At 45.6% G+C, this 24,877-nt stretch carries 31 protein-coding genes and 1 other annotated feature; of the genes, 30 read left to right on the top strand and 1 reads right to left on the bottom strand.

The genetic code is table 11. From position 1 onward, the window contains the following. Positions 1-9 precede the first annotated feature (9 nt). The 27 genes from PAV_RS04870 to PAV_RS04745 all read left to right on the top strand — a co-directional run bounded on the left by PAV_RS04870 (position 10) and on the right by PAV_RS04745 (position 21,502). Positions 10-495, top strand: a complete 486-nt coding sequence (locus PAV_RS04870) for a phage terminase small subunit P27 family (protein ID WP_005544014.1) — start codon at positions 10-12, stop codon at positions 493-495. Then, entirely contained in the window at positions 476-2,266 is a 1,791-nt protein-coding gene (locus PAV_RS04865) for a terminase large subunit (protein ID WP_005544013.1), read from the top strand. Before PAV_RS04870 ends, PAV_RS04865 begins: the two co-directional genes overlap by 20 nt. A gap of 15 nt (positions 2,267-2,281) precedes the next feature. Beyond that, entirely contained in the window at positions 2,282-3,610 is a 1,329-nt protein-coding gene (locus PAV_RS04860) for a phage portal protein (RefSeq protein ID WP_005544012.1), read from the top strand. Continuing rightward, complete coding sequence (locus tag PAV_RS04855) at positions 3,570-4,175, top strand: HK97 family phage prohead protease (protein ID WP_005544010.1); 606 nt, start codon at positions 3,570-3,572, stop codon at positions 4,173-4,175. Before PAV_RS04860 ends, PAV_RS04855 begins: the two co-directional genes overlap by 41 nt. Before the next feature lie 45 nt (positions 4,176-4,220). After that, positions 4,221-5,381 (top strand): phage major capsid protein, encoded by a 1,161-nt coding sequence (locus PAV_RS04850; protein WP_005544009.1) that lies wholly within the window; start codon positions 4,221-4,223, stop codon positions 5,379-5,381. Positions 5,382-5,391: 10 nt separating this feature from the next. After that, positions 5,392-5,784, top strand: coding sequence for a collagen-like triple helix repeat-containing protein (locus PAV_RS32145; RefSeq protein ID WP_005544006.1), 393 nt, complete (start codon positions 5,392-5,394; stop codon positions 5,782-5,784). Continuing rightward, positions 5,784-6,350 carry a head-tail connector protein gene (locus tag PAV_RS04840; protein ID WP_005544005.1) on the top strand — a complete coding sequence of 189 codons (567 nt, stop codon included), beginning with the start codon at positions 5,784-5,786 and terminating at the stop codon, positions 6,348-6,350. Before PAV_RS32145 ends, PAV_RS04840 begins: the two co-directional genes overlap by 1 nt. Further along, positions 6,350-6,865 (top strand): hypothetical protein, encoded by a 516-nt coding sequence (locus PAV_RS04835; protein ID WP_005544004.1) that lies wholly within the window; start codon positions 6,350-6,352, stop codon positions 6,863-6,865. Before PAV_RS04840 ends, PAV_RS04835 begins: the two co-directional genes overlap by 1 nt. Then, positions 6,862-7,212, top strand: a complete 351-nt coding sequence (locus tag PAV_RS04830; RefSeq protein ID WP_005544003.1) for a hypothetical protein — start codon at positions 6,862-6,864, stop codon at positions 7,210-7,212. The genes PAV_RS04835 and PAV_RS04830 overlap by 4 nt, the downstream gene beginning before the upstream one ends. Further along, the gene (locus PAV_RS04825; RefSeq protein ID WP_005544002.1) at positions 7,205-7,678 is read left to right on the top strand and encodes a phage neck terminator protein; all 474 of its coding nucleotides are present in this window, start codon (positions 7,205-7,207) and stop codon (positions 7,676-7,678) included. The genes PAV_RS04830 and PAV_RS04825 overlap by 8 nt, the downstream gene beginning before the upstream one ends. Then, positions 7,675-8,694, top strand: a complete 1,020-nt coding sequence (locus PAV_RS04820) for a DUF3383 family protein (RefSeq protein ID WP_005544000.1) — start codon at positions 7,675-7,677, stop codon at positions 8,692-8,694. The genes PAV_RS04825 and PAV_RS04820 overlap by 4 nt, the downstream gene beginning before the upstream one ends. Positions 8,695-8,711: 17 nt before the next feature. Next, positions 8,712-9,110, top strand: coding sequence for a phage structural protein (locus tag PAV_RS04815; protein ID WP_005543998.1), 399 nt, complete (start codon positions 8,712-8,714; stop codon positions 9,108-9,110). 58 nt (positions 9,111-9,168) lie between these two features. After that, entirely contained in the window at positions 9,169-9,432 is a 264-nt protein-coding gene (locus tag PAV_RS04810) for a hypothetical protein (RefSeq protein WP_005543996.1), read from the top strand. A gap of 180 nt (positions 9,433-9,612) precedes the next feature. After that, a complete protein-coding gene (locus PAV_RS04805) occupies positions 9,613-12,621 on the top strand; it encodes a phage tail tape measure protein (protein ID WP_005543993.1) in 3,009 nt (1,002 codons plus the stop codon). A gap of 7 nt (positions 12,622-12,628) precedes the next feature. Then, complete coding sequence (locus tag PAV_RS04800) at positions 12,629-13,276, top strand: LysM peptidoglycan-binding domain-containing protein (protein ID WP_005543991.1); 648 nt, start codon at positions 12,629-12,631, stop codon at positions 13,274-13,276. Positions 13,277-13,284: 8 nt separating this feature from the next. Next, positions 13,285-13,611 carry a phage baseplate plug family protein gene (locus PAV_RS04795; RefSeq protein WP_005543989.1) on the top strand — a complete coding sequence of 109 codons (327 nt, stop codon included), beginning with the start codon at positions 13,285-13,287 and terminating at the stop codon, positions 13,609-13,611. Further along, positions 13,604-14,392: a phage protein gene (locus tag PAV_RS04790; RefSeq protein WP_005543987.1), complete on the top strand. Its 789-nt coding sequence runs from the start codon at positions 13,604-13,606 to the stop codon at positions 14,390-14,392. Before PAV_RS04795 ends, PAV_RS04790 begins: the two co-directional genes overlap by 8 nt. Next, positions 14,393-14,770, top strand: coding sequence for a Gp138 family membrane-puncturing spike protein (locus tag PAV_RS04785; RefSeq protein ID WP_005543984.1), 378 nt, complete (start codon positions 14,393-14,395; stop codon positions 14,768-14,770). Then, positions 14,767-15,126, top strand: coding sequence for a DUF2634 domain-containing protein (locus PAV_RS04780; protein WP_005543983.1), 360 nt, complete (start codon positions 14,767-14,769; stop codon positions 15,124-15,126). The genes PAV_RS04785 and PAV_RS04780 overlap by 4 nt, the downstream gene beginning before the upstream one ends. Then, on the top strand, positions 15,119-16,276 hold the full coding sequence (locus tag PAV_RS04775) for a baseplate J/gp47 family protein (protein WP_005543982.1): 1,158 nt from the start codon (positions 15,119-15,121) through the stop codon (positions 16,274-16,276). Before PAV_RS04780 ends, PAV_RS04775 begins: the two co-directional genes overlap by 8 nt. After that, positions 16,269-16,910, top strand: coding sequence for a hypothetical protein (locus tag PAV_RS04770; protein WP_005543981.1), 642 nt, complete (start codon positions 16,269-16,271; stop codon positions 16,908-16,910). The genes PAV_RS04775 and PAV_RS04770 overlap by 8 nt, the downstream gene beginning before the upstream one ends. A gap of 11 nt (positions 16,911-16,921) precedes the next feature. Next, positions 16,922-19,495: a hypothetical protein gene (locus PAV_RS04765; RefSeq protein WP_005543980.1), complete on the top strand. Its 2,574-nt coding sequence runs from the start codon at positions 16,922-16,924 to the stop codon at positions 19,493-19,495. A 12-nt stretch (positions 19,496-19,507) separates the two neighbouring features. Continuing rightward, positions 19,508-20,059, top strand: coding sequence for an XkdW family protein (locus tag PAV_RS04760; protein WP_005543979.1), 552 nt, complete (start codon positions 19,508-19,510; stop codon positions 20,057-20,059). Continuing rightward, entirely contained in the window at positions 20,056-20,199 is a 144-nt protein-coding gene (locus PAV_RS04755; protein WP_005543978.1) for an XkdX family protein, read from the top strand. The genes PAV_RS04760 and PAV_RS04755 overlap by 4 nt, the downstream gene beginning before the upstream one ends. Before the next feature lie 76 nt (positions 20,200-20,275). After that, complete coding sequence (locus tag PAV_RS35900) at positions 20,276-20,536, top strand: phage holin family protein (protein WP_005543977.1); 261 nt, start codon at positions 20,276-20,278, stop codon at positions 20,534-20,536. After that, complete coding sequence (locus tag PAV_RS35895) at positions 20,518-20,745, top strand: hypothetical protein (RefSeq protein ID WP_238555742.1); 228 nt, start codon at positions 20,518-20,520, stop codon at positions 20,743-20,745. Before PAV_RS35900 ends, PAV_RS35895 begins: the two co-directional genes overlap by 19 nt. Further along, the gene (locus PAV_RS04745; RefSeq protein ID WP_005543976.1) at positions 20,732-21,502 is read left to right on the top strand and encodes an N-acetylmuramoyl-L-alanine amidase; all 771 of its coding nucleotides are present in this window, start codon (positions 20,732-20,734) and stop codon (positions 21,500-21,502) included. The genes PAV_RS35895 and PAV_RS04745 overlap by 14 nt, the downstream gene beginning before the upstream one ends. A gap of 54 nt (positions 21,503-21,556) precedes the next feature. Here the strand turns inward: PAV_RS04745 and PAV_RS04740 are convergent, their stop codons facing one another. Next, positions 21,557-21,904, bottom strand: coding sequence for a hypothetical protein (locus PAV_RS04740; RefSeq protein ID WP_005543974.1), 348 nt, complete (start codon positions 21,902-21,904; stop codon positions 21,557-21,559). A 167-nt stretch (positions 21,905-22,071) separates the two neighbouring features. On the opposite strand from PAV_RS04740, the gene PAV_RS04735 reads away from it, so the two are divergent. From PAV_RS04735 to tyrS, 3 genes are all read left to right on the top strand, one after another. Next, positions 22,072-22,407 carry a LytTR family DNA-binding domain-containing protein gene (locus PAV_RS04735; RefSeq protein WP_005543972.1) on the top strand — a complete coding sequence of 112 codons (336 nt, stop codon included), beginning with the start codon at positions 22,072-22,074 and terminating at the stop codon, positions 22,405-22,407. Positions 22,408-22,527: 120 nt separating this feature from the next. Further along, entirely contained in the window at positions 22,528-22,773 is a 246-nt protein-coding gene (locus PAV_RS04730) for a hypothetical protein (protein ID WP_005543970.1), read from the top strand. A gap of 485 nt (positions 22,774-23,258) precedes the next feature. Continuing rightward, positions 23,259-23,483: a binding site (T-box leader), on the top strand. Between the two features lie 87 nt (positions 23,484-23,570). Next, a complete protein-coding gene (gene tyrS, locus PAV_RS04725; protein WP_040735453.1) occupies positions 23,571-24,833 on the top strand; it encodes a tyrosine--tRNA ligase in 1,263 nt (420 codons plus the stop codon). The last annotated feature ends 44 nt before the right edge of the window (positions 24,834-24,877 follow it).

Genomic DNA, 24,877 nt, shown 5'->3' with positions numbered 1-24,877 from the left:
GGTGTTAAGTTGGGCAATCCTGTTATTAATTTCAACCACATGAGAGTGGGAAAAAAAGGCGGCGGTAAGAACTGGACGAAAAAGGAAGTCGAGTCCTGGGAAGAAGCCGCTAAAAAATTCACGCGTAAGAAAAAACTCAAATTGCGCATACCTGATTGGCTGGATGATTCAGCAAGAAAGATATGGCGCAAGACAGTCAAAGACATGGAAGAGTTCAGTGTGCTTGATAAAGTGGATGAGGATGTGCTAGGCATTTATTGTGACGCAGTTTCAAAGGTGCAAGAAGCCAATCGCCTCATTGATCAATATGGGTATACGGAAATCAATAGATCAGGCGTAAAAGTACCTAATGCATACGTCCAAATGTCTCAACGTTACGCGAATATAGCGTTGCAGTATTCGAATAAGCTTGGACTTAATGCAGAATCACGCGCTCGACTGGCAAAACGTGAGGCGGACAGTGAGGCGGATGGAAATGCAGACCTCTTCGATTGATTGGGAGGACGTGCATCCAACCAACCGCTACGCAGTCGAAATAGTTCTAGGGATTCGAATGAGCTGCGAATTAGAACGCCTTTCCTGTCAGCGACATTTGGATGATTTGCAGCGTCAAGCAACGCCGGAGTTCCCTTATGTTTTCGACGAGAGTAGAGCGGATCGAATCTTTGAATGGTTCGAACGCTGCTGCCGTCATGTTAGGGGGCCATTTTCCGGGCAACTGATAGAACTTCTTCCATTCCAAAAGTTTGATCTAGGATGTCTATTTGGCTGGGTTCATAAAGATACTGGTCAACGCCGTTTTTCTCTCGCTTATAACGAGCGTGCCAGAGGGAACGTAAAATCTACTGAAATGTCGGGCGTAGCTTTGTACGGAATGTGCAGTGATTGTGTCTATCCACCCGGTGATCCGTCTTTTAAAAGATATGAGGATATGCCAGAAGTGGAATGCGCAGCGGTTGATAAGCAACAAGCTAAGCGGGTTTGGGGCGATGCACAGAAGATGGGTGAAGGTAGCCCTGATATAGCTAAGCGCTTGCGAATTAAACGAACGTATATTGAACATGCGACTCGGGGCGGCTGGTTGCGTCCACTATCGAAGGACACCAAAAACAAGGATTCTGGCGCACCATGCATTGTTATTATCGACGAATATCATGCTCACCCAACTAGTGAAATTGTAGATGTGTTGTTTTCTGGATTCGGGAAGCGGCTCCAATCACTCATGATTATCATCACTACAGCGGGAAAAAACGCTGAAAATAATCCTTGCAAAACAGAACGCGATTCATTGGAGAAGATGCTGCGTGGAACAATTCCTATGATTGAAACAACTTTTGTTATGATTCGGACATTGGACAAAGGCGATGATCCACATGATGAGGAAAAGTGGGTGAAAGCCAATCCGATATTGCAGGAAGACAACGAATATTCCCGAGTTCTGCGGAAGCAGATTAGAACTGAACATGATGCGGCTTTTAACTCCGGTGATTCTGCTAAAATACGTGAGTTTTTGACCAAGCGCGTGAATCTTTGGCAGTCAGATTCTGAGAATAAATATATGTCTGGAATTATGGACAAGTGGAAGGTGCTCGCAGTGTCGCGAGATGCCTTTTTTGAATTGGTTCGTGGTTATGAGACGTGGAGCGGTTTGGATTTATCTAAAACAACAGATTTAACCGCTGTAGGCTATGTGTTCCGATTACCAGAGGGGCGTTATGCTGTTACTGCTCATGGGTTTATGCCTGAGGAGCGAGCAAAACAGCATGAACATAGTGATAGAGTGCCATATCGTCAATGGGCGAAGGAAGACTGGTGTACACTTACGCCCGGTGAGGTTGTGGACTATAGTTTCATTCGCTCACACATGGAGAAGATGGAACAGGATCAGGATTGGTTTGTAAAGGAGATTTGCTACGATCCATATAACGCAACTCATTTCACGCAGCAGCTTGAGGCTGAGGGCTACGAACGGGTTGAAATCAGGCAGGGCGTTCAAACGTTATCAGAGCCAACGAAATTTTTCCGTGAGCTTGTGCTTAAAGGCTTGATTGTTCATGACGGCAGCCCATTGTTGACTTGGTGCTTATCAAATGCAGTTGAAATAATCGACAGTAACGGCAATATCAAACTGAGCAAGAAGCACAAAGATGATAGTCAGCGTATCGACCTGATAGCCGCAATCATCAATGCAATGGTGCGCGCAATGGTTGGAGATGGTCGGATCGACTTGAATGGGCATATCAAGGATGATGAATTTTCATTCTAGGGAGGGGGTGAAAGTTTGCGGATAAAAAAGTTTCGTATGGGATGGCTCCCTTCCTTGTTGAAACGTTCCGATACGTCAGATTTGAGGAATCTTAAGTCGTGGTTTTTGGATTTGTTTCGGGGGAGCGAGACAACTAGCGGGGAATGGGTAACTAGTGAATCATCTCTCATGAACAGTAACGTTTATACTTGTGCCAGCATCCTAGGTGGAGACATTGGTAAATTGCCGATCCAAGTATACCAGAAGACGAAAACAGGCCGAAAAAGAGTCCGAAATCACCCTGTAGCGCAAATACTTGGAGTTCGAGCTAATCCCTACATGTCGGCATATACATTCAAAGAATTGATGATGGTTCATATGGTGGCTTGGGGAAATGGCTATGCCAACATCGAATGGCATACAAGCGGTGTGCATAACGGAAAGCCCAAGGCATTATGGCCTCTCGATCCATCTAAAACGGATGTTCATGTCGATAATGTGACTGGCGAGGTATGGTATGTTACAACGTTGCCGAATGGCGAAACGCGAAAACTCAAGCATTGGGATGTCCTTCATTTTAAGTCCATTAGTAAATCTGGGCTTAAGGGGATTACTCCTATCCAAGTTATTCGCGAGGAAATTGGCGCCCAACAATCTCAAAAGAAATTTATTGGTAGTTTCTACGGCAACGGGACAACAACAGGCGGAATTCTGAAAACTCCGACTCCGCTAGACAAGTCAGCAAAGGATATAGTTCGGGATGAATGGCAGAAGGTAAACTCAGGTCTGACCAATGCACACCGCGTGGCTATTTTGGATGCTGGTTTTGACTATCAAAGTATCGGGATGCCGTTGGCAGATGCTCAGTTTATTGAAACCGCGAAATTTGGTATATCGGAAGTATCGAAGATATATAAGATACCGCCTTACAAACTTGGTCTTACTGACATGAAATATAGCAATATGGAAAACTTGTCGCTTGAGTATGTAAAAAGCACCTTACAACCAATCTTTACGAACTGGGAGCAAGAAATAGATTGGAAGTTGTTCGTTGAGTCAGAAAGGCGAACTTATTACGCGAAATTCAATGTTACAAGCGAATTGCGCGGCGATTCAAAGAGTCGAGCAGAATTCTATAAAAATATGATCCAAATGGGTCCTTATTCAATCAATAAAGTGCTTGAGCTGGAAGACGAGGACAGCATTGGTGAATTAGGGGACAAGCATTACATGAGCCTTAATTTCACAACGCTTGATATTTTAGAAAAGTACCAGCTCACGAAGGCAGGGATTAAGGATGCTGACATTGAGGAAGGGGGTGAAGATGCTGAGGACGATGGACAAGGAACGACGGCTGCTAACTAATAAGGTTGAATTTAGAACAGATAATGATGACTCATCGCCGCGAATTGTTGGATACGGGTTGCGGTTCAACGTCTGGTCACAGGATTTGGGCGGATTCATTGAAAGGATAGATCCCAAGGCTCTTAATGGCGCGGATATGTCCGATGTTCGTTGTCTGATTGATCACGAGAGTGGAAAAATAATCGGAAGAACAACGTCTGGAACACTCCAACTATCCGTAGATGAATTCGGTCTTAGATATGATGCAGATCCGCCAGATACAACATACGCTAATGACTTGATTACAGTTATGAAACGCGGGGATGTTAATCAATCGAGTTTCGCGTTTAGAATCGATTATGAAAACGGTGGTGACGAGTGGGATTACGATGAGGAAAAAGGAATCCACCTTCGAACAGTCCGCAAGATTAAACGAATATTTGATGTAAGTGTGGTCACGTACCCTGCTTATGCGCAAGCTGAATCGCTGGTATCCAACCGCAGTTTGGAATGTTATCAAAACGAGCTGCGCAGGAAACAAGAACAAGAAAAGTTACTTCTCGAAATCGACCTTTTAGGAATCTAGGAGGACGATTTTTTTATACCCAAAATTCGAAAGTGAGGAATTAATATGGATCAAAAGGAACGTGAACTACGCCAACAGCTGGCAACAAAATTGGATGAAGCGCGCAACCTTGCTGCAGAAGGGAAATTGAATGAAGCTCGAACTGCAAAGGATGAAGCTCAAGAGCTAAGAAAACAGATTGACTTTTTAACAGAATTGCGTGAGACAGACACGCCCGTAGCAACAGATCCTGTTGTTGAGCCGGAGGCTCGCACAGATGGAGACAAGAACAAGGCAACGCAGTATAGAATGGCGTTCCTTAAATCACTTCGGAATAAACCGCTAAATACAGAAGAACGTGCGCTGATTGAGGAAGGCATTGAGGAGATTCGTTCCGGAATGCAGGGCGGAGTTGATGAAGACGGTGGCTTAATAGTGCCGAAAGATATCGACACAATGATCCGCGAATTCAAACGTCAATTTGTACAATTGGAGAGCTTTGTTACAGTAGAGCCAGTTTCTACGCGTAGTGGTTCACGAGTAATCGAAAAAAATGCGGACATTACATCGTTCACGGAAATCAACGAATTGACAGATTTGGACGACATGGATAATCCGAAATTTTCGTCACTCGCATACCTCATTAAAGATCGTGGTGGCATCCTTCCAATCAGTAACAGTTTATTGCAGGATACTGATCAAAATTTGATGAGTTATATAGCAAAATGGATTGCGAAAAAATCTGTTGTAACGCGGAATGAGCTTATTCTATCTTTGCTCAACAAGAAAACAAAGGTTGCCATCACGGGGATTGATGACATTAAGCGCGTGTTGAATGTACAGCTAGATCCTGCTATTAGCAACAACGCTGTCATTTTAACCAATCAAGACGGGTTTCATTTCTTGGACATGCAAAAGGACAGTGAAGGGCGTGACCTGTTGCAAACAAACCCGACGAACCCTACTCAGAAAATGCTCAAAGGCAAGCCGATTATTGTCGTCTCGAACCGTTGGTTGAAGACGGTTGATAAAAAGGCTCCTATTATTATCGGTGACCTGAAAGAAGCGGTTGTTCTGTTCGACCGCCAACAATATTCCATTGCATCAACAAATGTAGGCGGTAAATCATTCGCTCGTAATTCTACGGATGTTCGCGCTATCCAACGCGAAGATGTTCGAGAATTTGATATGGAAGCCATTGTTTACGGCCAAATTACAGTTGCCTAGGAGTGATAGCATGTACACGACAAAGAACTACAAGGAACCCGGTGGCCGCCGTTGGGTAATCGAAGGCGAATTGGCCTTGGTAGGTGACGGGCGCATTACAAAAGATGGTGAAGAAGTCTTTTTTGGTGTAGGCCTTCCATCTGATAGAACTGCCGGGCAATCAGCATATGAAATTGCAGTGAAACATGGTTTTGAAGGCACCGAGGAAGAATGGCTCACTTCTCTGATTGGCTCGACTGGCGAAGCGGGAGTGCAAGGGGAAAAGGGAGAAACAGGCGCTAAGGGTTCAGCGGGGGCAAAAGGTGACCCCGGATTTCCTACTAAAGAAGAATGGGACAAATTAGTTGCCCGTGTAGAAGAGCTTGAAGGGGCAAATGGAAAGAGTAAGGCGGAGCAGACGTGATGCTCACCACCCTTGAAAAGTTCAGACGACATATGGGTGATATCGGGACAGATGATGAGCTAACACTATACCTAATGGTTGCTAGTCAAGGGATTGAGAATTATTGCAGACGGTCATTTCGAAAGCAAACATACACGGAGCAGCTTAACGGTTACGGCGAATCGCCTTATATCAATTTGAGGAACTACCCCGTTCACGATGTGGTATCAGTGAAATCTAGCAACTCGGTTGTGACTGGTTTTGAAAGTGTTGGTGAAGGCCGTCTCTATCGCTCTTGTGGATGGCCTAGCGGGAAGCATAACCTAACCATTACGTATGTTGGCGGGTATGTACTACCAGGAGAGGAAACCAAAGACGAACCTAGGACGCTCCCTGAATCATTGGAATTTGCTTGTATTATTTACGCTCAGTCATTATACGATAGTCAATTCATACCGACTGGTATCCAGACGGAGCGATTAGGGGAAATGTCAGTCACCTATGCCCAACATCAAACGGACAAGAGTAGTCAAATGCCGCCAACAGTTGTATCACTAATTAATCCTTATGTGGGGCGGTGGTACTGATGCGCATCAAGCTTAAGGTAAAAGAAGACAAGAAAGAGTTCCGTAAGCACAAGAAACAGGCTGAGAAGCTTTCACGCTCCCGTGCAGAAGTTGGATGGATAGGTGATAGGGAGCAGGTATTGAAAGCCGTCTTTAACGAATACGGCGCCAATATACCTGTGACCGACAAAATGAGAAAAAAGCTACTTACGATGGGTGTTCATCTTCGAGATGACACCCATTTCATTTCTATCCCGGAGCGTCCTTTCTTACGCGCCGGTTACGATGCATACGAGAGAGAGCTGAACAAGCTCATGCAATCACTGGTGGGACAGGCGCTTGACGGAACCATCACACCTGAGAAAGCATTGGAACGTGCGGCCAAGGAACTCAAGAAGCATATACAATCGCACATCGAGAAGGGTTCATTCGCACCCAATGCGGAGCTAACGCAAAAGCTCAAAGGTGGCAACCATCCATTGATTGACGAACAGAAATTGATGGACACATTGGAATATGAGGTGCATATGAAATGAATCCAAGGCAATTTGAAGGATTACTGCGCCGCTTTCGCAAGCCGTTTCAAGTGGTTGTAGAATCAGAAGGGCATTGGGATCAATCAACGGGTGATTGGATTGCTGGAGGCGAGACGGAAACAGTAACAGATTACGGGGCGATTGTCGCCCTGCCAGAACGGGTGGTATTTGCTTCTGGTGGTATGTACACCCAAGCGGATCGTCACTTGTATACGAAGCGCAAAATTCCATCGCAAACCGAGGTTACTTACGAAGGTGTGAAATACACCTCTCAAGACGATAACGATTACGCCGGGTACACGACTGTAAACCGATATGTGCTGAAGCGGGTGAGTGTGCATGATTGATCACCAGAAGATTAAAGAGGCGTTCGTCGGTCATTTGCATAAGCACCTTGGAATACCTGTTATCATGACGGATCAAGCAGCGCCACAGCCTCCATATCCTTTCATTGGCTTTACATTTGTAGCGCCATATATCGATAGGTCACCGTACGGCAACCATTCCATTACGAACGATCGTCACAGGATCGAGAAAATAGCAGCAACAACGATTTCGATCACTTGTTATGCAAAGTTGGCGCAAGATGCTTTTCGCATATCTGGACAGGCGAGAGACTGGTTTCAGGGGTATGGCCGTGTATCTCTCAAGGATCAAGGTATTGTAGTTGTGAAATTGGAAGAGACGACGGCGCGGGATACGCTGCTTACTTACGAATACGAGCGAAAAGTTGGCTTTGATGTTCAACTGCGAATGATGGATGTAATTGAGTACAAGGAAGACATGATCGCAAAAATCAAAACGAAAGGGTGAGTTATTTGGGTACACTCAAGGACGTTACAGTTACAATCGATCTTGTCCAACCAATCGGGAGATTGGGATTTGGTACACCATTGATTTATGGCTCTAAGGCAAAGGGGCATGACCTGAAATATTATTATGAACTGGAAGAAATCAAAAAGGACTTCACAGATAAAACGCCCGAGTATGAAGCGGCAAAAGCGATATTCGAACAAGGGGATAACCGCCCTGCAAAAATCGCGATTGCATGCCGTGATTCAGTGGTGAAAGATGGGCTTGTTACGGATGCGCTCGAAACACTACTCGATAAAGATTGGTATTTCCTGATTAGCACTAGTGCCGTAAAAGAAGATGTTTTGAAGATTTCAGAAATGATTGAGCTTGATGGTTCGAAGATGTTTTTTACGAGAACGGATAAAGTCGAGGATGCCGCAGAGATCAAGAAAGCGGGTAAGGAACGAACCGTTGTGGTCTACCACAAAGAAGTAAATAAGTACCCGGAAGCGGGCTTGATCGGTGCAGTCGCTGCGGCTCCCGTCGGCTCGGTTACTTGGAAGTTTAAAGAAATCAAAGGCTTATCACCTATGGAGCTTTCTACTGGTGAATTAACGGCCGTACATGAAGCTGGGGCAATCACTTATGTACAGAAGGCAGGGCGTGGTGGAACCAGTGAGGGGATAACATCAACTGGTGTGTACATCGACATCATTCACGCTAAAGATTACGTGAAGTTCAACATGGAATATAAGTTGCAGCAATTACTCAACAATACACCCAAGATCCCATATACAGATGCAGGGATCGCCCTTATCGAAGCGCAATGTACAAGCGTGCTGAAAGAAGCATTTAACAATGGGGTTATTGCAGCGGATGAAAATGGGCTTCCTCTGTATTCGGTGAACTTTAAGAAGCGCAGCGAGATTCCTGCTGATATTCGAGCGAAGCGGGAATACAACGAGGGTTCGTTCGAATTTGAGCTGGCTGGTGCTGTTCATGGCGTGAAAATCAAAGGGTCGATCAGATTCTAAGTGAGGTGAAATAGAACATGTCAACTAATTATGATGCAATGGACGTAACGGTGATGGTGGACGAGACGTTTATTACGGGCTTTGCTGACGGGAGCATGGTCGAAGGGGAGAAGGACGAGGAAAACTTTTCTGCTTCGGTCGGAGCTCAAGGGGATGTGGTTGTAAGTGAGGTAAACAACCCACTTGGAACGATTACGATCACGTTGCAGCAAACATCTCCATCCGTCTCCTTTTTGAATAAGCTTGCCAATACGAAAAAAGAAGTTCCGGTATGGGTCATTTATAACGGGACACCAAAGGAGAAGTTCGGTGGCAGCCGTGCGCGAATTAAGAAGCCGGCTACATCGAGTTACAGCAACGAGGCAGAGGATCGAGAATTTGAATTACAAGTATTCGACTATACGGTAGAGAACTAAGAGCCGCCATTACAGCGGTTCTTTTTAATCCAATTAGACAAAAGGAGAAGTGATTTACATGGCAAAGAAGCAAGCAACTGAAACAATTCAAGGTGTAGAGTATACATTCCAGCATCCAGGCGTGCGCGAGTCGGTGCGACTGCGTGACCGTTCCAAAAATAAAGCAGGGCAATTGGTAGAGGAAAAATACTACAACGAACTGATGACACACGTAATTGTGCAGCCGAAAGTAAGCTGGGATTACTTCGATGAGCATCCAGAAGCATTCGATGACGTGATGCTTGCGGCGGTTGAATTCTTGAATCCGCCCAGCGACAAGTAATTCAGAATATAAACAACGCGCCAAGGAGAATTGGATCTTCTGGCGCGTTGTTCTTTCCGACGGAGGGATCAGCTACGGCGATGCAGCCGAAATGGATTGGGATGAGCTGTATGAAGCAAACGCAGCAATTGACATCTTAGCCGAGCAGCAGAAACCAAAAGGCAAGAAGGGGGCGAGATAATGTCACTCCGCAAAATGACGGTAGACGTTGGATATAACATCAGCACAAGCCCTCTTGAAATGCTGGACAAAAGGCTAAACAAGCTATCTGGTGTAAACTCGAAAGTTTTTGACCGAATGGATACAAGTATGGGGAAGGCTGGCAAAGCCATGCAGGGCATGGCGGATAAGTCTTCCGGTATGACAACGGCGGTTTCTAAGTCGCAAGCGGCATCTGAGCAAGCGGCAAAGGCGGCACAGAAAGCAGCAGCGGCCAATGAAAAACTGACAAAAGCATCTGAACGCGTTAAAGCTGCTAACGAAGCAGCAGCCAAGGCGACCGAGAAGGCTAGAGCCGCGACTGCACGGGCTGCTGATATCGCGATGGTATCGACGAGCGCCCAAGAGAAAGTGGTCAAAGCTGTTCAGCGTGCGCAGTCAGCCAATGAAAAAGCTACTGCCGCAGCCGTTCGCGCACAGAAAGCAGAAGAAAAATTCCGGATTGCTCAAGAACAAGCGGCGGCTGCTGGCAATAGGGTTAAACAGTCAGCCGCAAGCGTTACGGCAGCTGTTGAGAAACAATCAAAAGCGGCTTCCCGCGCAGCTCAAGAAATGTCTAAGTTGCGTGACAAGTACGGTGACTTCTCAAGAGGCTCCTTAAAGGCGCTAGATCAACTCGATCAAGCATCGGGTAATGTTCGAGTAGCTGGTGTAGCAATGGGGGCTGCTGGCGGCATTCTGACCGCTGGGATCGGCTCGTCGATTAAATTGGCAGCAGATTTCGAATCGTCTATGTCACGTGTCGGTGCATTGTCAGGGGCATCCACCGAGGAAATGCAGCGCCTTACTGATACCGCAAAGCAACTCGGCGCCGCAACAGTATTCACGTCCAGCCAAGCAGCAGAAGGCATGCAGTACCTGGCTATGGCTGGATTTCAAACCAATGATACGATTGCAGCCATGCCAGGGCTGCTTGATACTGCCGCGGCGGGACAGATCGACCTCGGACGAGCGGCAGACATTACTTCCAACATCCTTACGGGCTTTGGTATTGCAGCAAAGGATACAACAAAGGTAGCAGATATCCTGACCGCCACATTCACCAACTCAAACACGGACTTGAACATGCTGGGCGATACCATGAAATATATTGCTCCTATCGCTAAAGCGTCCGGTCAGTCGCTTGAAGAGATGGCCGCAGCAACTGCGATGCTCGGTAATGCTGGTATTCAGGGTAGTGAAGCGGGTACAGCACTACGAGCAAGCATGATTAGATTGGCAAAGCCGTCGAAGGAAGCGGCAGACGTTCTGGATCAATTAGGCGTCAGTGTCGCGGATCAAGCGGGAAAGGTTCTGCCGCTTTCTAATGTGGTCGGGCAGTTTGTGGAGAAGACAAAAGGTCTGACAGACGCGCAAAGATTGGCCGCAGTATCTACAGTAGTCGGCACCGAGGCAGCAAGTGCCTTCCTTGCTCTGATGGATTCAGGACAACCAGCGTTGGAAGCGTTTCGCGGAAATCTTGAAAAGAGCGGCGGGGTTGCGAAGACAATCGCAGATAAACAGCTAGATAATCTCAATGGTGCAATGGAAAAGGTAAGCTCTGCTATGGAGGGCGCAAGGTTATCCATCGGGGAAACATTTATTCCAGTCCTTACAAAACTAGCCGAATACGTCAATGGCTTAGTTGATAAATTCAACGCATTGCCGGATGGCCTAAAACAAGGCATTGCTATTTTCGCTGCAATCGCTGGAGCAGTTCTGTTATTAGGTGGGGCTTTAACGATTCTAGTATCATTCATTCCCAATGTTGTCGCCGGGTTCAAAATGCTATCGGCAGTTCGACCAATCATCATGGGTTTATCGGGTCCGATGCTGGGAATCATTGCAGTGGTTGCTGCGGTCGCTGCAGCTGCTTATTTGATTATTAAGTATTGGAAGCCAATAACCGCGTTTTTCAAAAACCTTTGGACGTCTATTTCGCAATGGTTTACGGATTCTTGGAACTCAATCTTGGGCTTCCTTACAAATACATGGAATTCAATCAAAACCACTGCCATAACCTTATGGAATTCAATCGTCAGCATGGTTGTGGCGATAATTTCACCATTCATTGAAAATATCCGAGCTTCATTCGCCCGAGTCGTAAGTGGTGTCCGGATGATTTGGGAAGGGTTGAAGATATATTTTAGTGCGGCATGGGAAGTGATTAAAAACATCTTCCTCGGCGCAATCCTGTTGATAATGGATCTGTTCACGGGCAACTTTAGCGCCATGAAGGAACACGCCGTACAGATTTGGGAAAACATCAAGGGAGCAATTGGACGGGCGTGGGAAGGAATAAAACTCATCTTCTCCGGTACACTTGAGGCTATCAAAGGCGGCCTTGACGGAGCATGGGAAACCATTAAGACAGCAACAGAGACTGTGTGGAATGGAATAAAAACATTCTTCTCAAACACATGGAACGGCATAAAGGACACGAGCACTAGAATCTGGGATGCCATTGTAGAAGCTATACAAGGCGCTATTGATTGGGTTGCGGATTTGCCAAACAAGATGTGGGAAATGGGCAAGAATGCGATTCAAGGTTTTGTGGATGGTGTGAAGGGAACTGTCAGTGCTGTGGGTGATGCGGTATCAAATGTAGCGAACACCGTCAAGGACGGTATCACTGGCGCACTAGATATTCATTCGCCTTCCCGTGTGATGAAGAAGCTTGGACAATATACATCCGAGGGATTCCAGATAGGTATCCAAGATAAAATCCCGGAAATCACGCACGCGGTGAATGGTATGGCATCGGCTGCAACTTCACCGGAAGTATCACAGCCGGATACGCAGGGGCTGGCGCCAACATACAGTCATAGCTCAACGCAAAGCAAGAACGTTATTTCGCCAAAGATTGAAATTAAAATCGAAGGCGGGCAAGGCGCTGGTGCTGCAAAAGATGTGGCTCAAGAGGTAAAGAAAGAGTTGGAACAACTATTCAAGTCATTTGGTATAAAGAATCCGCAATATATCGAGGGGTGATAGATACATGGCGACTATCGACGGCATTAGCATCCATGTGACGAGCGAGAAGCCGTCATACTCGGTTAGGGTATCTACATACCCTATCGAGGGCGGGGCGGCAATTACGGATCACGTAGAACCGCAATTGATCACATTGAACATTACCGGGCTACTTATAAATGACGCGTCCAAAATACGAAATGAGTTGCTTGCAAAAATGAATGCAGGGGCTACAGTCAAGTATATTGGCCGTAACTCCTTTGTAAACTGTGTTATCGTCTCCTTCGAGAGCACGCACGAATATACAAATGCAGCCGGCATGGGATTTACAATGCAGTTGCAGGAGATCAAAAAAGTAAAACCGTTGTTTTCGAAGAAGCTCCCCACAAAGACGCAAACGATTGTAAAGGTTTTGAATAAGTCAGGCCGCAAGCAAACCAAGACAACAAAAAAGAGCAAGAACCAGAGCAAAGGAAAAGGGAAGTCGACTGGAGCCAAGGGGAAATCAAAAAATAAAGGACCAACAGGCAAGAAGCACACTGTAAGGGACAATCAAACATGGGAGGCGCTTGCTTATACGTACAAAGTTCCCTTGAAAACATTACGCTCATGGAATCCACAGATACCAAAAGGAACGAGACTTAAACCAGGTATGGTTGTCATAGTCGGATAGGAGGCGTTATGGAGTTCATCCCGATTGAAAAAGAGAACATACCTTATCAATTTGACATAGCGCTCGGCGTAGATCTCTTCTCATTCGAAGTTAACTACAACGAGCGTTTTGATTTTTTCACAATTGATCTTATCAAAGACGATGATGTTTTAGTTCAGGGTGCGAAGCTCGTATATGGTGTTCCTGTCTTCACTGGAATTGAAGATCATCGTTTCCCTGTCCCTTTGATCGTTCCGTTTGATGAAGCTGGCAAGGAAACGGCCGTGACATGGGACAACTTCGGAGAAACTGTGTTCCTTGCATATGGAGAAGGAGAGGGGGAAGAAGATGAGTGAATCATATGGCCGTGTTGTTGAGCTAATAGTAGGCGGGAAAACATTAAAGACACCAGATCTTGAAATTCATTTTGATGTTCCATTTTCAGACTCGCCAGATCCAAATGAGGCGCGGGTTGATATTTACAATCTGAGCGATAACACGATAAACAACATCGCCCATTACTCAAAAGTTGTGCTGAATGCAGGATATAAAGGGGATGTAGGAACAATCCTATCCGGGTTCATAGCGTTTTATGAAACGCGGTGGGATGGTCCCGATAAAGTAACTTCGTTCACTGTATTAGATTCAGAGCCTTTAGATGAACGGACAGTGCCCAGTATCTCCTATGCCAAAAACACAAAAGCATCCACCATTATCAAAGACTTGATGAAGCGAGGCAAGTTGTCTGCTGCAGCAATGAATTTAGTAAAGGATGTCACATACAGCGAGGGAATGACGGTTGAAGGTTCTGTTATTGAAGCTATCAAAAGGATAGCGGCGGACTGTCAAACGTCATTCTATATTTTGAAAGGTCGCTTGTATATTCGTCCACTATCACAAGGAGATGTGACAAATTTTGTTCTTTCTCCGAAAACAGGGCTGCTAGGCACTCCCACCTTCTTTTCAGATGATGGCGGGGCAGGATTCCAAGCTCGATGTCTGTTAAACCATCGGTTGACCACCGGAAGCTTGATTACAATAGAAAGCCGTGTTGTCGAGGCTTCAATGCGAGTCCGAAGCGGACGACACTCTTACACTGGAAGTGACTTCACAACAGAAGTGGAGGCGGTGTTCTAAATGGCGAAGCTAGATGAAAGCTTGAATGGGTGGCTTGAAAATGCACTACGGCAGCTCCACACGTCCACTATTGGGAAAGTGGAGGCATACGACAGGGTGCGGAGACGGGCAACTATTCAGCCGCTTATCATGCAAAAGATGATGGGAAAGCAGCCGTCACCACACGCGGTTCTGACTGATGTGCCAGTAATGTTCCAACGTTATGAAATAGATGGAGCCGAAAGGGAGTGCATACCTGTTTTAAAGCAAGGCGATGTGGTTCTACTCGTATGCGTGGAGCGAGCTATGGATCAGAGCTTATCCGGTAGCATAGCGTTTCCTGACTCGCGCCGGAGACATAGCTTAACGGATGCGGTCGTGGTCGGGGTGATATCGTGAACAACTTCAAGTTAGACGAAACAGGCGACATTGTGATCGTCAATGATGATATGCAAATGGTATCCGGGAAGGATGAAGTTGTTCAGCAAGTCCGTATCGTTTTGGGCACGAATCTGAATGAGTGGTTTTTAGATCCGGAAGCGGGTACGGATTATGATGTTCTGTTGCAGAAGCAACCGAACGAGGAGGCCATTCGCGCGGCTGTGTACGCCGCTCTTGAGCAGGTGGAACAAATACAGAAAGTCGATAACATCGAAATTAGATTTGACCGTGCAAACCGTATGCTCTATATATCCTTCTCTGCGACTGCGACAGATGGAGAAAAAATTGAAAGCGAGGTGATATTAGATGCTTGATGAAAAAGGTTTCAAACGCATGCGATATAGCGATCTATTGGAGCAGATGGAGGAACAGGCTAGGGCGAAATATGGGGAAACGGTGAATACATCGGCACTATCTCCGCTCGGGATGATCTTGCGAATTTTCGCCTTCTTCCTTTCCCACGTTTGGCAAGGGGCAGAACAAGTTTATTATAGCGGTTACCGTGACACCGCCACTGGCGTATCGCTTGATAGAATTGCTCCGTTAGTAGGAATCAAGAGATTTCAGGAGCAATTCGCATATGGCGAGGTATCGTTTTCTGGCACTCCTGGATATACGATCTATGAAGGAACAGTGCTCGGGACGACATCGGGCAAATATTTTAATCTCACTGATGATATCACGCTTGATGATACAGGACGGGGCGTTGGAGAAATCATGGCGCAAGAGCCGGGTAGTGGTTGGAACGTAGCGACCGGAACAGTGATCATGTTGCTGAACCCCGACACAAATATTAAGAGTATCACAAACGAGCGTCCAACCACTGGCGGGCGAGAGAGGGAAACGGATTCGGAGTTCCGCACACGATTCCAACTTTCTGTCGCTGGCGGAGGTGCTGCATCGGTCGATGCTTTGCGAGGAGCTTTGTTACGGCTCCCGAGCGTCCGGGCAGTCGCCGTCATTGAAAATAGCTCACTTACAACTGATGTAGCAGGTAGGCCGGGTAAGTCATTCCAGTGCTATGTGCTTGGCGGAGACGAACAGGAAATAGCGAACACCATCTTTGCAACAAAGGCAGGGGGAATAGAAGCGCACGGGGATATAATCCGTGATGTAACTGACGTTGCTGGCTACATTCATAAAGTGAAATTTAGCCGCGCAGAAGAAGTTCCTATGGATGTGAAAGTCAAGATTAAACGAACATTTGAATTTCCGGCAGATGGGATCGAGAGGGTGAAGAATGAAATAGTCCAATACATCGGCGGAGAGTTTGATGGCAAGTATTATAACGGCTTGTCAATGGGTGCGGATGTGGTCTATAACAAACTAATTAGTGCGTTATACAAAGTGCCAGGTGTTGATGATGTTGAGTTGTTATTGAATGGCAACGCAAAAAACGTTGATATAGCAGCTCATCAAGTAGCGAGAATCAAAGACAGCAATATAGAGGTGTCCCATGTTTAGTTTTAAGGACATGTTGAGAAGATTTACGGACGTGTACAACAAAGATCCCAACAGCAATCTAGGAAAGTTAGTTTCCATCCTGCATTATCAATTGCAAAACGTCGAACAAACTCTTGTAAAAGTGGATGAATGGCGTGATTTGGACAAGGCACAAGGTACAACATTAGATAAGATAGGGGAAAACATAGTGCAGCCTCGCGGGGCTTCTACCGATGAAATTTATCGGATCTTGCTGAAATCAAAGGTTGCCAGAAACCTATCAAAAACAGACATTAACACAATTATAGAAGTATTAGCACTAGCACTTGATTGCGACTATCAGGAAATACGGATCGAGGAAAAGTATACCGATCAAAACGAACCCGAACCAGCAGCTCTTTCCTTGCTACGTGTGCCGATAATGCGGCTAAATGAAGTTGGAATGTCTCCGTATCAGTTTGCGCAGGTAATCCAGAAGACAGTAGCCGCGGGAGTCCGAGTGTCGCAGATTGATTTATCCGGTACATTTTTATTATCTTCTAGGCGTTCAGAAGTTGAAAAGAGTAAATTCGGCCTCTCAGATATTGGAATGACAACTGGGGGCAAGCTTGGCACGGTATTTGTGCCGGGTAATGATTATGAGTTGCCGATTTAAGGAGGGACATCATGGGATTTGAAAAGCAACTTCCAGAATGGAAAGCGACAGGGATACAACCGCCAGAATCCAAGAGGGCGAAGGGATGGGAAGTAGAAGACAGACCACCCGCAGATTGGCTAAATTGGCAAATGAACACGACTTACGAGGCGCTGAAAGAACTTCAAGAGAATGCAGCTGAAAAAAAAGACTTAACAGCTGATAAAATTGGCGCGGTGAAGAAGGCAGATTTTGACGCGTCAGTGATCGAATCGAAACAGCGAGAAATCGAATTACAACCAGGTATCCAAATAGTAGATGCACCGGATACTGTACCGTTTCGCGTGGGTGAGATTCGCGGTCGCACGTTGATCAACCTACTCGGGAGCTCCGGTGGTAAGAAACGAAATTTAGAAACAACAGAAACTAGCACTACCGCATCGTTCAGCTTCGACCCAGTTAAGGTTACTGGGGGGAAGGCTTATCTCGTAGTAGGGAAACTCTATAATCGGGACTCGGCGTATATCAAAATAGAAGCGATAATGGGAACTACCGCTAAAGAAATCGGAAGCTTTACCGATCGTCAAAAAACGTTAACCATCTTTAAGGGGCTACTTTGCGACCAAAACGCCACGAGTATGACAATCAAGGTAACGATCACCGCGCCAAGTGGGAGTAAAAACATCTCAGGTGGCAACTTTGAGTTAGTACGCGTTTATGAAATCACCTCGTCAGATTTGGTAAAAGTAAACGCCATGTCAGCCGAACAAGTAGCAGCACGCTACCCATACGTAGACAGCATGACCAACGTCACGAATCCGTATGCTATCGCGACGGGTGGAAACCTATTGCCTCCGTTTACGGAAGCAACGCTGTATCACGGTATAGGTCAGTCGCCATCGAGTTCATATCAGGCGGTATTAAATGCAACAGCAGATAGTATGGGGTGGTCATTCCGCGTACCGTGCGTGCCAAACTCCCAATATACGCTGACGGTTGAACATGATGGTGCGGTTGCCTTACAGGACATGGACATCGACGGGAACCTGCTTCAGAACTCCGGGTATGTTGTCGATAAGGAGTTACACATTACCACGCAGAAAAATGCAAAATACGTAAATGTAATCATAGGTAACGGTCCGAAAGGAGCTGGATCCTATACGTTCAAAAACCCGATGCTCGTTCCCGGCGATAAACCGCATCCATTTACGCCGCAATCTCGAAGCATGTGGGCAGCCGAATGCCAGCTTGCTGCTAATCCGGTGGACGGGACGAATACAGACGTGCTTTACGTGGGTGACGATGGATTACCGTATGTGCTGGAAAAGTGGGCAAAGATAACGTTGGACGGATGGCTACCGTGGGAGCATGTTTCTTATGGAGATAATACTTTTAAAGTCGTATCTATAGCGAAAAATAAGACGTCGTATCCTGATAGTAATACTAACTGGTCTGGGGAACTCATTAAATACGACGGTACTAAATTAAATCTTTTTAATTCGACTAATAATGGTTGGGGAAAAGATGAATTTGCCGTTGATATTAACAGGATTCAGTTGACGGTATCCAACACTGACAGCGGATGGGGCGACAGCTACACGCCGACAGCCGACGAAATCAAGGCGTATTTTAACGGCTGGAAGATGTTTGAGTGGGGCAAGGATGTAAGCGGAACATTTAACGGAGGAACTGGAACAAAAGCATGGGTAATGAGGCAGGATGATGGGACGTATGGTAATGGCACGCATACAACTGTACCAACGACACAAGCGCCAATCAACAGTCAATGGCAGCCATACCGTCTCCAATATCTAAAAGCTAAGCCAACCGTAGAGGCCGTCAAGAATTACGAAACTGGTCTGACGTTCTTAAAAGGCTGGAATATGGTTGAAGTCGGCAGAGGCATTGTGATCCGTGAGAAGACGAATCCATATCCAAACGGTGACGGTACATATTCTATAAATACATTATCGAACCCGACAAAGTATCGAGTTGATTCTATGTCATCTGTGTTCCGAAACAACATGAGAGATGTTACGTATTCGCTTGAACGCAGGAATCCGAAATCAGAGTATGTTGGAACATTAGGGTATGGATTCGCGAAGACATCAGATTACGACCCAAACGCAGTCTACCACGTCACATACACGATGCTAGACTCAACGCTAACAGCACCAATCAGCGGTAGCATAGCGGTGAATCTACGCGGCACGGTAACGGATATGGTATCGTGGGCAAGTGATGCAGAGCGGCGGTTGAGCGTAGTTGAGACGAAGAAAGCGGAGAAGGACGCGCCTCAGTGGATTACCTCTACACTGCTAAACGACTGGAAAGGTTTTAGCGGAGGGAAGGTCGAGTATACAAAAGATCCAAATGGATTCGTACACATCCGAGGGATGGTTTCCTCTGGCGTAGTAGGCAAGGCAATTTTTAATCTGCCAAAAGGATACCGACCAAACGCGCCAGTATCGGAATCATCGTTGTCTTTTGACGGAGATGTTCAAGTTCCGTATCGTCTGGATATTAATCGTAATGGTGTTGTATCGATGGATGGTGGCGGGAACTTTTGGGTAATCGTTTCGACTATTTTCCAAGCAGAACAATAAGGAGGACGCAAAGTGAAAGAAGCAATCATAACTGACCTTAACGGTCGATACATCGAACCAACGCTCGTTGCGGACTCCGTGACGGGCGTTTTTGATAGGCTGGAACCAGTCAAAACGGAGGATGAAACGCCACAGGCTGCAGCTGAGTCTGACGAGCCGGAAACGGTGCTAATCGGATATACGGTGGCCGTTACGTTGCCTGACGGACTGTACGAGCCGATATTCGATGTCACCGGATATCGTAAGGCTATGAAGGCGTACGAGGCAGCATATGCGAAATACCTCAACGCAATGGCTTTGCACGATCCAGAAGGTGAGGATCAAACTCCGCAACCGCCTAAGAGTGTTGATGGCTCAAGCTTTTGGCGGAATGGATTGACTGGCGAGGAAATCGAAGCACTAAAGCCGAAACCGCAGCCTTCACAGACCGATGTACTCGGCCAAGAATTCACACAGATGAAGATTAAGAATATCCAGCAGCAGAGCATTATCGACGGGCTTGGCCGGGAGCTTACAAAGGCCAAACTCGAAATCATGCAGCTAAAAGGGGGACAAACAGCATGAGTTTTTGGAAGCTTGCTTTTGATTGTAAATGGATAGATGCAGATGGACTATGTGCAGCCGTAAAGACAGATGCGAATCAGTTCGGAGAAATTACACCAGAACAGTACAAAGAAATTACGGGGAAAGACTTTAAGAAATAAGGCGCTACCGCATAGGTGGCGCTTTTATTATGCCCTTGGGATTCCAAGGGCTACTTTAATCCGAGGAGGAAATGAAGTGGAAGTAAAAAGTTTGAATTGGTTTTCTGGTGTCGGCGCAATCGTCGTACCCTCGCTTCAATTTTTGTATGGGAGCGGCCAAATAGTAACAGGGGCAATGTTTGCCTTACTCTTCTTTATTGCATTGGACTGGCTCACTGGAATTAGTGCTGCACGTAAAGATGGTTCATATGCAAGCAATTATGGTTTAGCAGGTATTCCACGTACTTTTTTATCCTGTTGCTTCCTGCAGGCGGTCATTTGCTCGATGTTGCATTAGGCATTCCCGATATTGTCTTTGGTCTATTCGCATTCGGTGTACTGTACCACACAATTCAGTCAATGACGGCGAATGCGCTGCGGGCAGGCTGGGGCGGTTACTTCCCGGACTGGATCGTTACAAAGTTGATGGAATGGGCAAAGTCAGAACTCGAAAATAAGCTTGCTCGAGCAACGAGCAGAAAGGATGCTAAAAATGTTGGAAATTAGACAACGCCTACTTCCTGATGGAAGACAGAACAAGCCGAATAAGTTAATGGAACAGCCGCAATGGCTTACAATCCACAACACTGACAACTTACAGGGAACAGCGGAATCCCATGCTCGTTATATCTTGAATGGCAGCGGCGGTCGCCAAGCTTCATGGCACTATACCGTAGATGACAAGGGCATCTACCAGCATTTGCGTGATAATGAGCAGGGATGGCACGCGGGGGATAGTAACGGCCCCGGAAACCGGACAAGCATCGGCATTGAGGTGTGTATGTACCTAAAGATGAACACAGAGCAGTGCTGGCGTAATACAGCTTGGTTAGTTGCGAAGCTGCTGGATAAGTACAAACTCGATATCAGTCGAGTTGTGCCCCACAAGAAGTGGTCGGGCAAGCAATGCCCATCGCAGCTCCTTCCATACTGGGATCGTTTCCTGCAAATGGTACGCGACGAGCTGCGAAAGTTGCAACAACCTAACGCGGAAGCATTAGTTGTAATGAATGGCAAAACGATATGCGTAGGATCGTTTATGAATAGCCTTGTTACGGTTCCGGTGCGCAAATTGGCTGAAGTGCTTGGGGCGAAGGTGAGCTACAATGGCACATACGCCATTGTAAACGGACGGCCTATCATTGGCAGTCGATTGGTTCGTGATGTCACTTATGCGCCAGTTCGTGAAGTGGTAGAAGCTTGCGGAGCGAAAGTAACAGGATGGAATGGCAAGGAACGCAAGGTATCTATCCAGAAATCATAAAATGTTATATAATGACAAAGAGCCGTATGGGAAAGCATCCCTCGGCTCTTTTCGTTAAAATAACCTTTTGAGTAGCGCTTTATAAATCTTGTCATCCACTTCAAGTAATGATTTCTTCCCATCTTTGAACTCCAAAGCGATTATGTAAACACCTTTCTTTTTGGCAGAAAGTCCAGCCAACATCCCAACAGGCCCTAATAGTAATCCTCCGACAAGACCGCGACCAACTGCGCTTGTAGCACTCTTCCTAGATTCTTCGTCCATCACTTCATAATTTTCGACCGTGTTTTTATCAACTGATATAGCTGACCAGAAGCCAGTTGATATATTGACTATCCCTAATGCGGTCGACACCTGATTTCCTTCATAATCTCCCGCAATGACTTTGTTTTTCGCTCCCATGATCATCACCCTTTGGTTATTGTTACCTTTATTTTAGCAGAGGGTGACAGATTGTACCATGAAAAAAAGCCTTGTGTTTTTCACTATATGCTTTTTTCATCCTTCGGCATAACTTGAAGCAATCACGGGCAAATTAACAACGTAGATGAGCATATAGGGGTATGAGCATGGAGCTAAACGGGATAGATGCAAACATTGGAATAGTGGAAGTTGAAAAGTTCAACCTTCTTGAAGATGTATTATGGATCGCGGTTGATGGGAAGTTGCCTCGTTTCTACACAGCGGAAAAATCCTTCTATCAGGTAGTCACAATGGAGGAATTGAGGATTTGGCTTCACCCATTCGGTTTCAGATTGTTGGATAGGGTGAACTTGGTCAATACAAACAAGATAACCAAGTTAGATGATGAAAACAGAACTGTATGGTTCAATGGCAAGCATGTAACAGTTTCGAGAAGGAATTTAAAGAATATTCAAGAAGCTATAAAGAAGAGAAAACAATAATTATAACATATTTAAGCACGTTTTTATTGACCATTTAGGAGCGCAAATGGTATACCTGTTATAATTAAAACGGTGGTATAAATGAACATATATAACATCTTTAGAAGGAGATGAACATATATGTCATCCACTAAATGGGTAAACGAATATAAGCAAATGCGCGAAATTGAAATCGGGTTACAAGAAATGGAGCGTGAGAAATTCTTCATTTTATTCAATATTTTTTGTCATGAGGTAGAAAAAATTAATCCTTTATTGGCTGATGTCTGCCTAGAAATAGAAGAAATGATGAATGAAACATTTTACGGGTCACTGCAAGAGTATCGCAGTGGTTTTGTTGATGGGGCATTCATTGGATTGGGGTAACATGATTGGGCAAGGGGTAACAAAAGGGTAACGCAAGCGCGTGAAACCAAGTGTTTCAAAGTGTAAGATGTTACACTTATAATAGGAAGAAACACAGATTTTACGCGCTCACATGCACATATATTATAGATGTTACAGTTTTGTCTAAAATGGGCGGCATGATGTAATAGAATCATTTTCGAAGTTAAATCGAAGATGAACGACCGCGCTTTAGCGGAAGATTCTATTTCTGATTGAATGACTCACGCTCAATGGGGTAACTTTATCGCATCGGGTTACCATCCCACCTTACAAGAGGCAATCTAGGTAACATACCGGATGAAAGAGGCTTCTCATACGTTCTTTTAGAACGTCATGGGAAGTCTTTTTTGTAGCCTTCGTCCCGAGTTATTCATTTTCCGAACTCCTTCAATTTTTAAAATTACAAAAAAATGGTGTTGACAAACGGTTTTATAAGTTCTAAGATTGTCAGTAATCTAATATTGAATAACCCGATGAAAGAGCGAAGTAGCAATATTGTCCCTGTTCTCAGAAAGCCAGGGGTTGATGCGACCTGGTACACACAATGAATTGCGAATTACACTCTGGAGGTTCTTAGGTAACGCTAAGCGGATTGGCAATCGATATCATTGCCGAGAGTGGTATGAATAGTGGCTGCAGCACTGTTCATACAAGCTGGGTGGTAACACGGTTAATTAATCGTCCCTATGTCTACAATAGACAAGGAGACGATTTTTTGTTTTTCTAATCCATTTTTTATAACATATAAAATTACACCGAGGAGCTGAATCACAATGATGAACATTATCGATGAATTGGAATGGCGCGGCGCCATTAATCAACAAACGGATGCGGAAGGTTTGCGTAAATTAACAAGCGAGAAATCGATATCGTTATACTGCGGTGTTGACCCTACTGGCGACAGCATGCATATCGGACACTTGATTCCATTTATGATGCTGAAACGATTCCAGCTTGCGGGACACCGTCCAGTAATCTTGATTGGTGGAGCAACAGGCACAATCGGTGACCCAAGTGGCCGTACAACAGAACGTACCTTGCAGACGATGGATCAAGTACAGAATAACGTAGATGCGCTGACTGCACAAATGAAAAAGCTATTCCTGAACGAAGGCGAAACGGGTCTGCGCATGGTGAACAACTACGACTGGACTCATAACGTAACGATTCTTGATTTCCTTCGCGACTACGGGAAAAACTTCAGCGTCAACACGATGCTGGCAAAAGATATCGTAGCGAGCCGTCTCGACACAGGGATCTCCTTCACTGAATTTTCGTACCAAATTCTTCAGTCGATGGACTTCCATCACTTGTTCGTCAATGAAGACGTTCAATTGCAAATCGGCGGCGCGGATCAATGGGGTAACATTACAAGCGGTCTGGATCTGATTCGCAAAAAAGAAGGCCCAGAAGCCAAAGCATTCGGCTTGACGATTCCGCTCATGCTCAAAGCAGATGGTACGAAATTCGGTAAAACAGCAGGCGGTGCAATCTGGCTTGATCCGAACAAAACGACTCCATTCGAGTTCTACCAGTTCTGGGCAAACCAAGACGACCGCGATGTAATTAAATACCTGAAATTCTTCACTTTCTTGACGAAGGAACAAATCGACGAGTTGGAAGAAAAGGTGAAAACAGAGCCGCATAAGCGTGAAGCACAACGTGTGCTTGCTGAAGAAATGACGAAATTTGTGCACAGTGAAGAAGCATTGGTACAAGCTCAAAAAATTACAGCTGCTTTGTTCAGCGGAGATATCAAAGCGCTGACTGCAGATGAAATCGAGCAAGGCTTCAAAGACATGCCGACATTCCATGCTTCTAAAGAAGAGAAAAATATTGTAGACTGGCTCGTTGATCTTGGTATTGAACCTTCCAAGCGTCAAGCGCGTGAAGATATTACAAATGGCGCCATTTCCATGAACGGTGAGAAAGTAACAGATCTCGAGATGACAGTTACCGTAGACAATTCCTTCGACGGCCGTTTCATCATCATCCGTAAAGGGAAAAAGAGCTACAGCCTCGTAAAGTTGGGAGAATAGCTGCTACAGCTATTCTCTTTCCTTTATCTCCTTTATGTAGGGGG

It is taken from the genome of Paenibacillus alvei DSM 29, assembly GCF_000293805.1.
GTDB lineage: Bacteria > Bacillota > Bacilli > Paenibacillales > Paenibacillaceae > Paenibacillus_B > Paenibacillus_B alvei.
The sequence above is the reverse complement of the archived record's forward strand: the minus strand, read 5'-3'. Positions and strand labels throughout refer to the sequence as shown.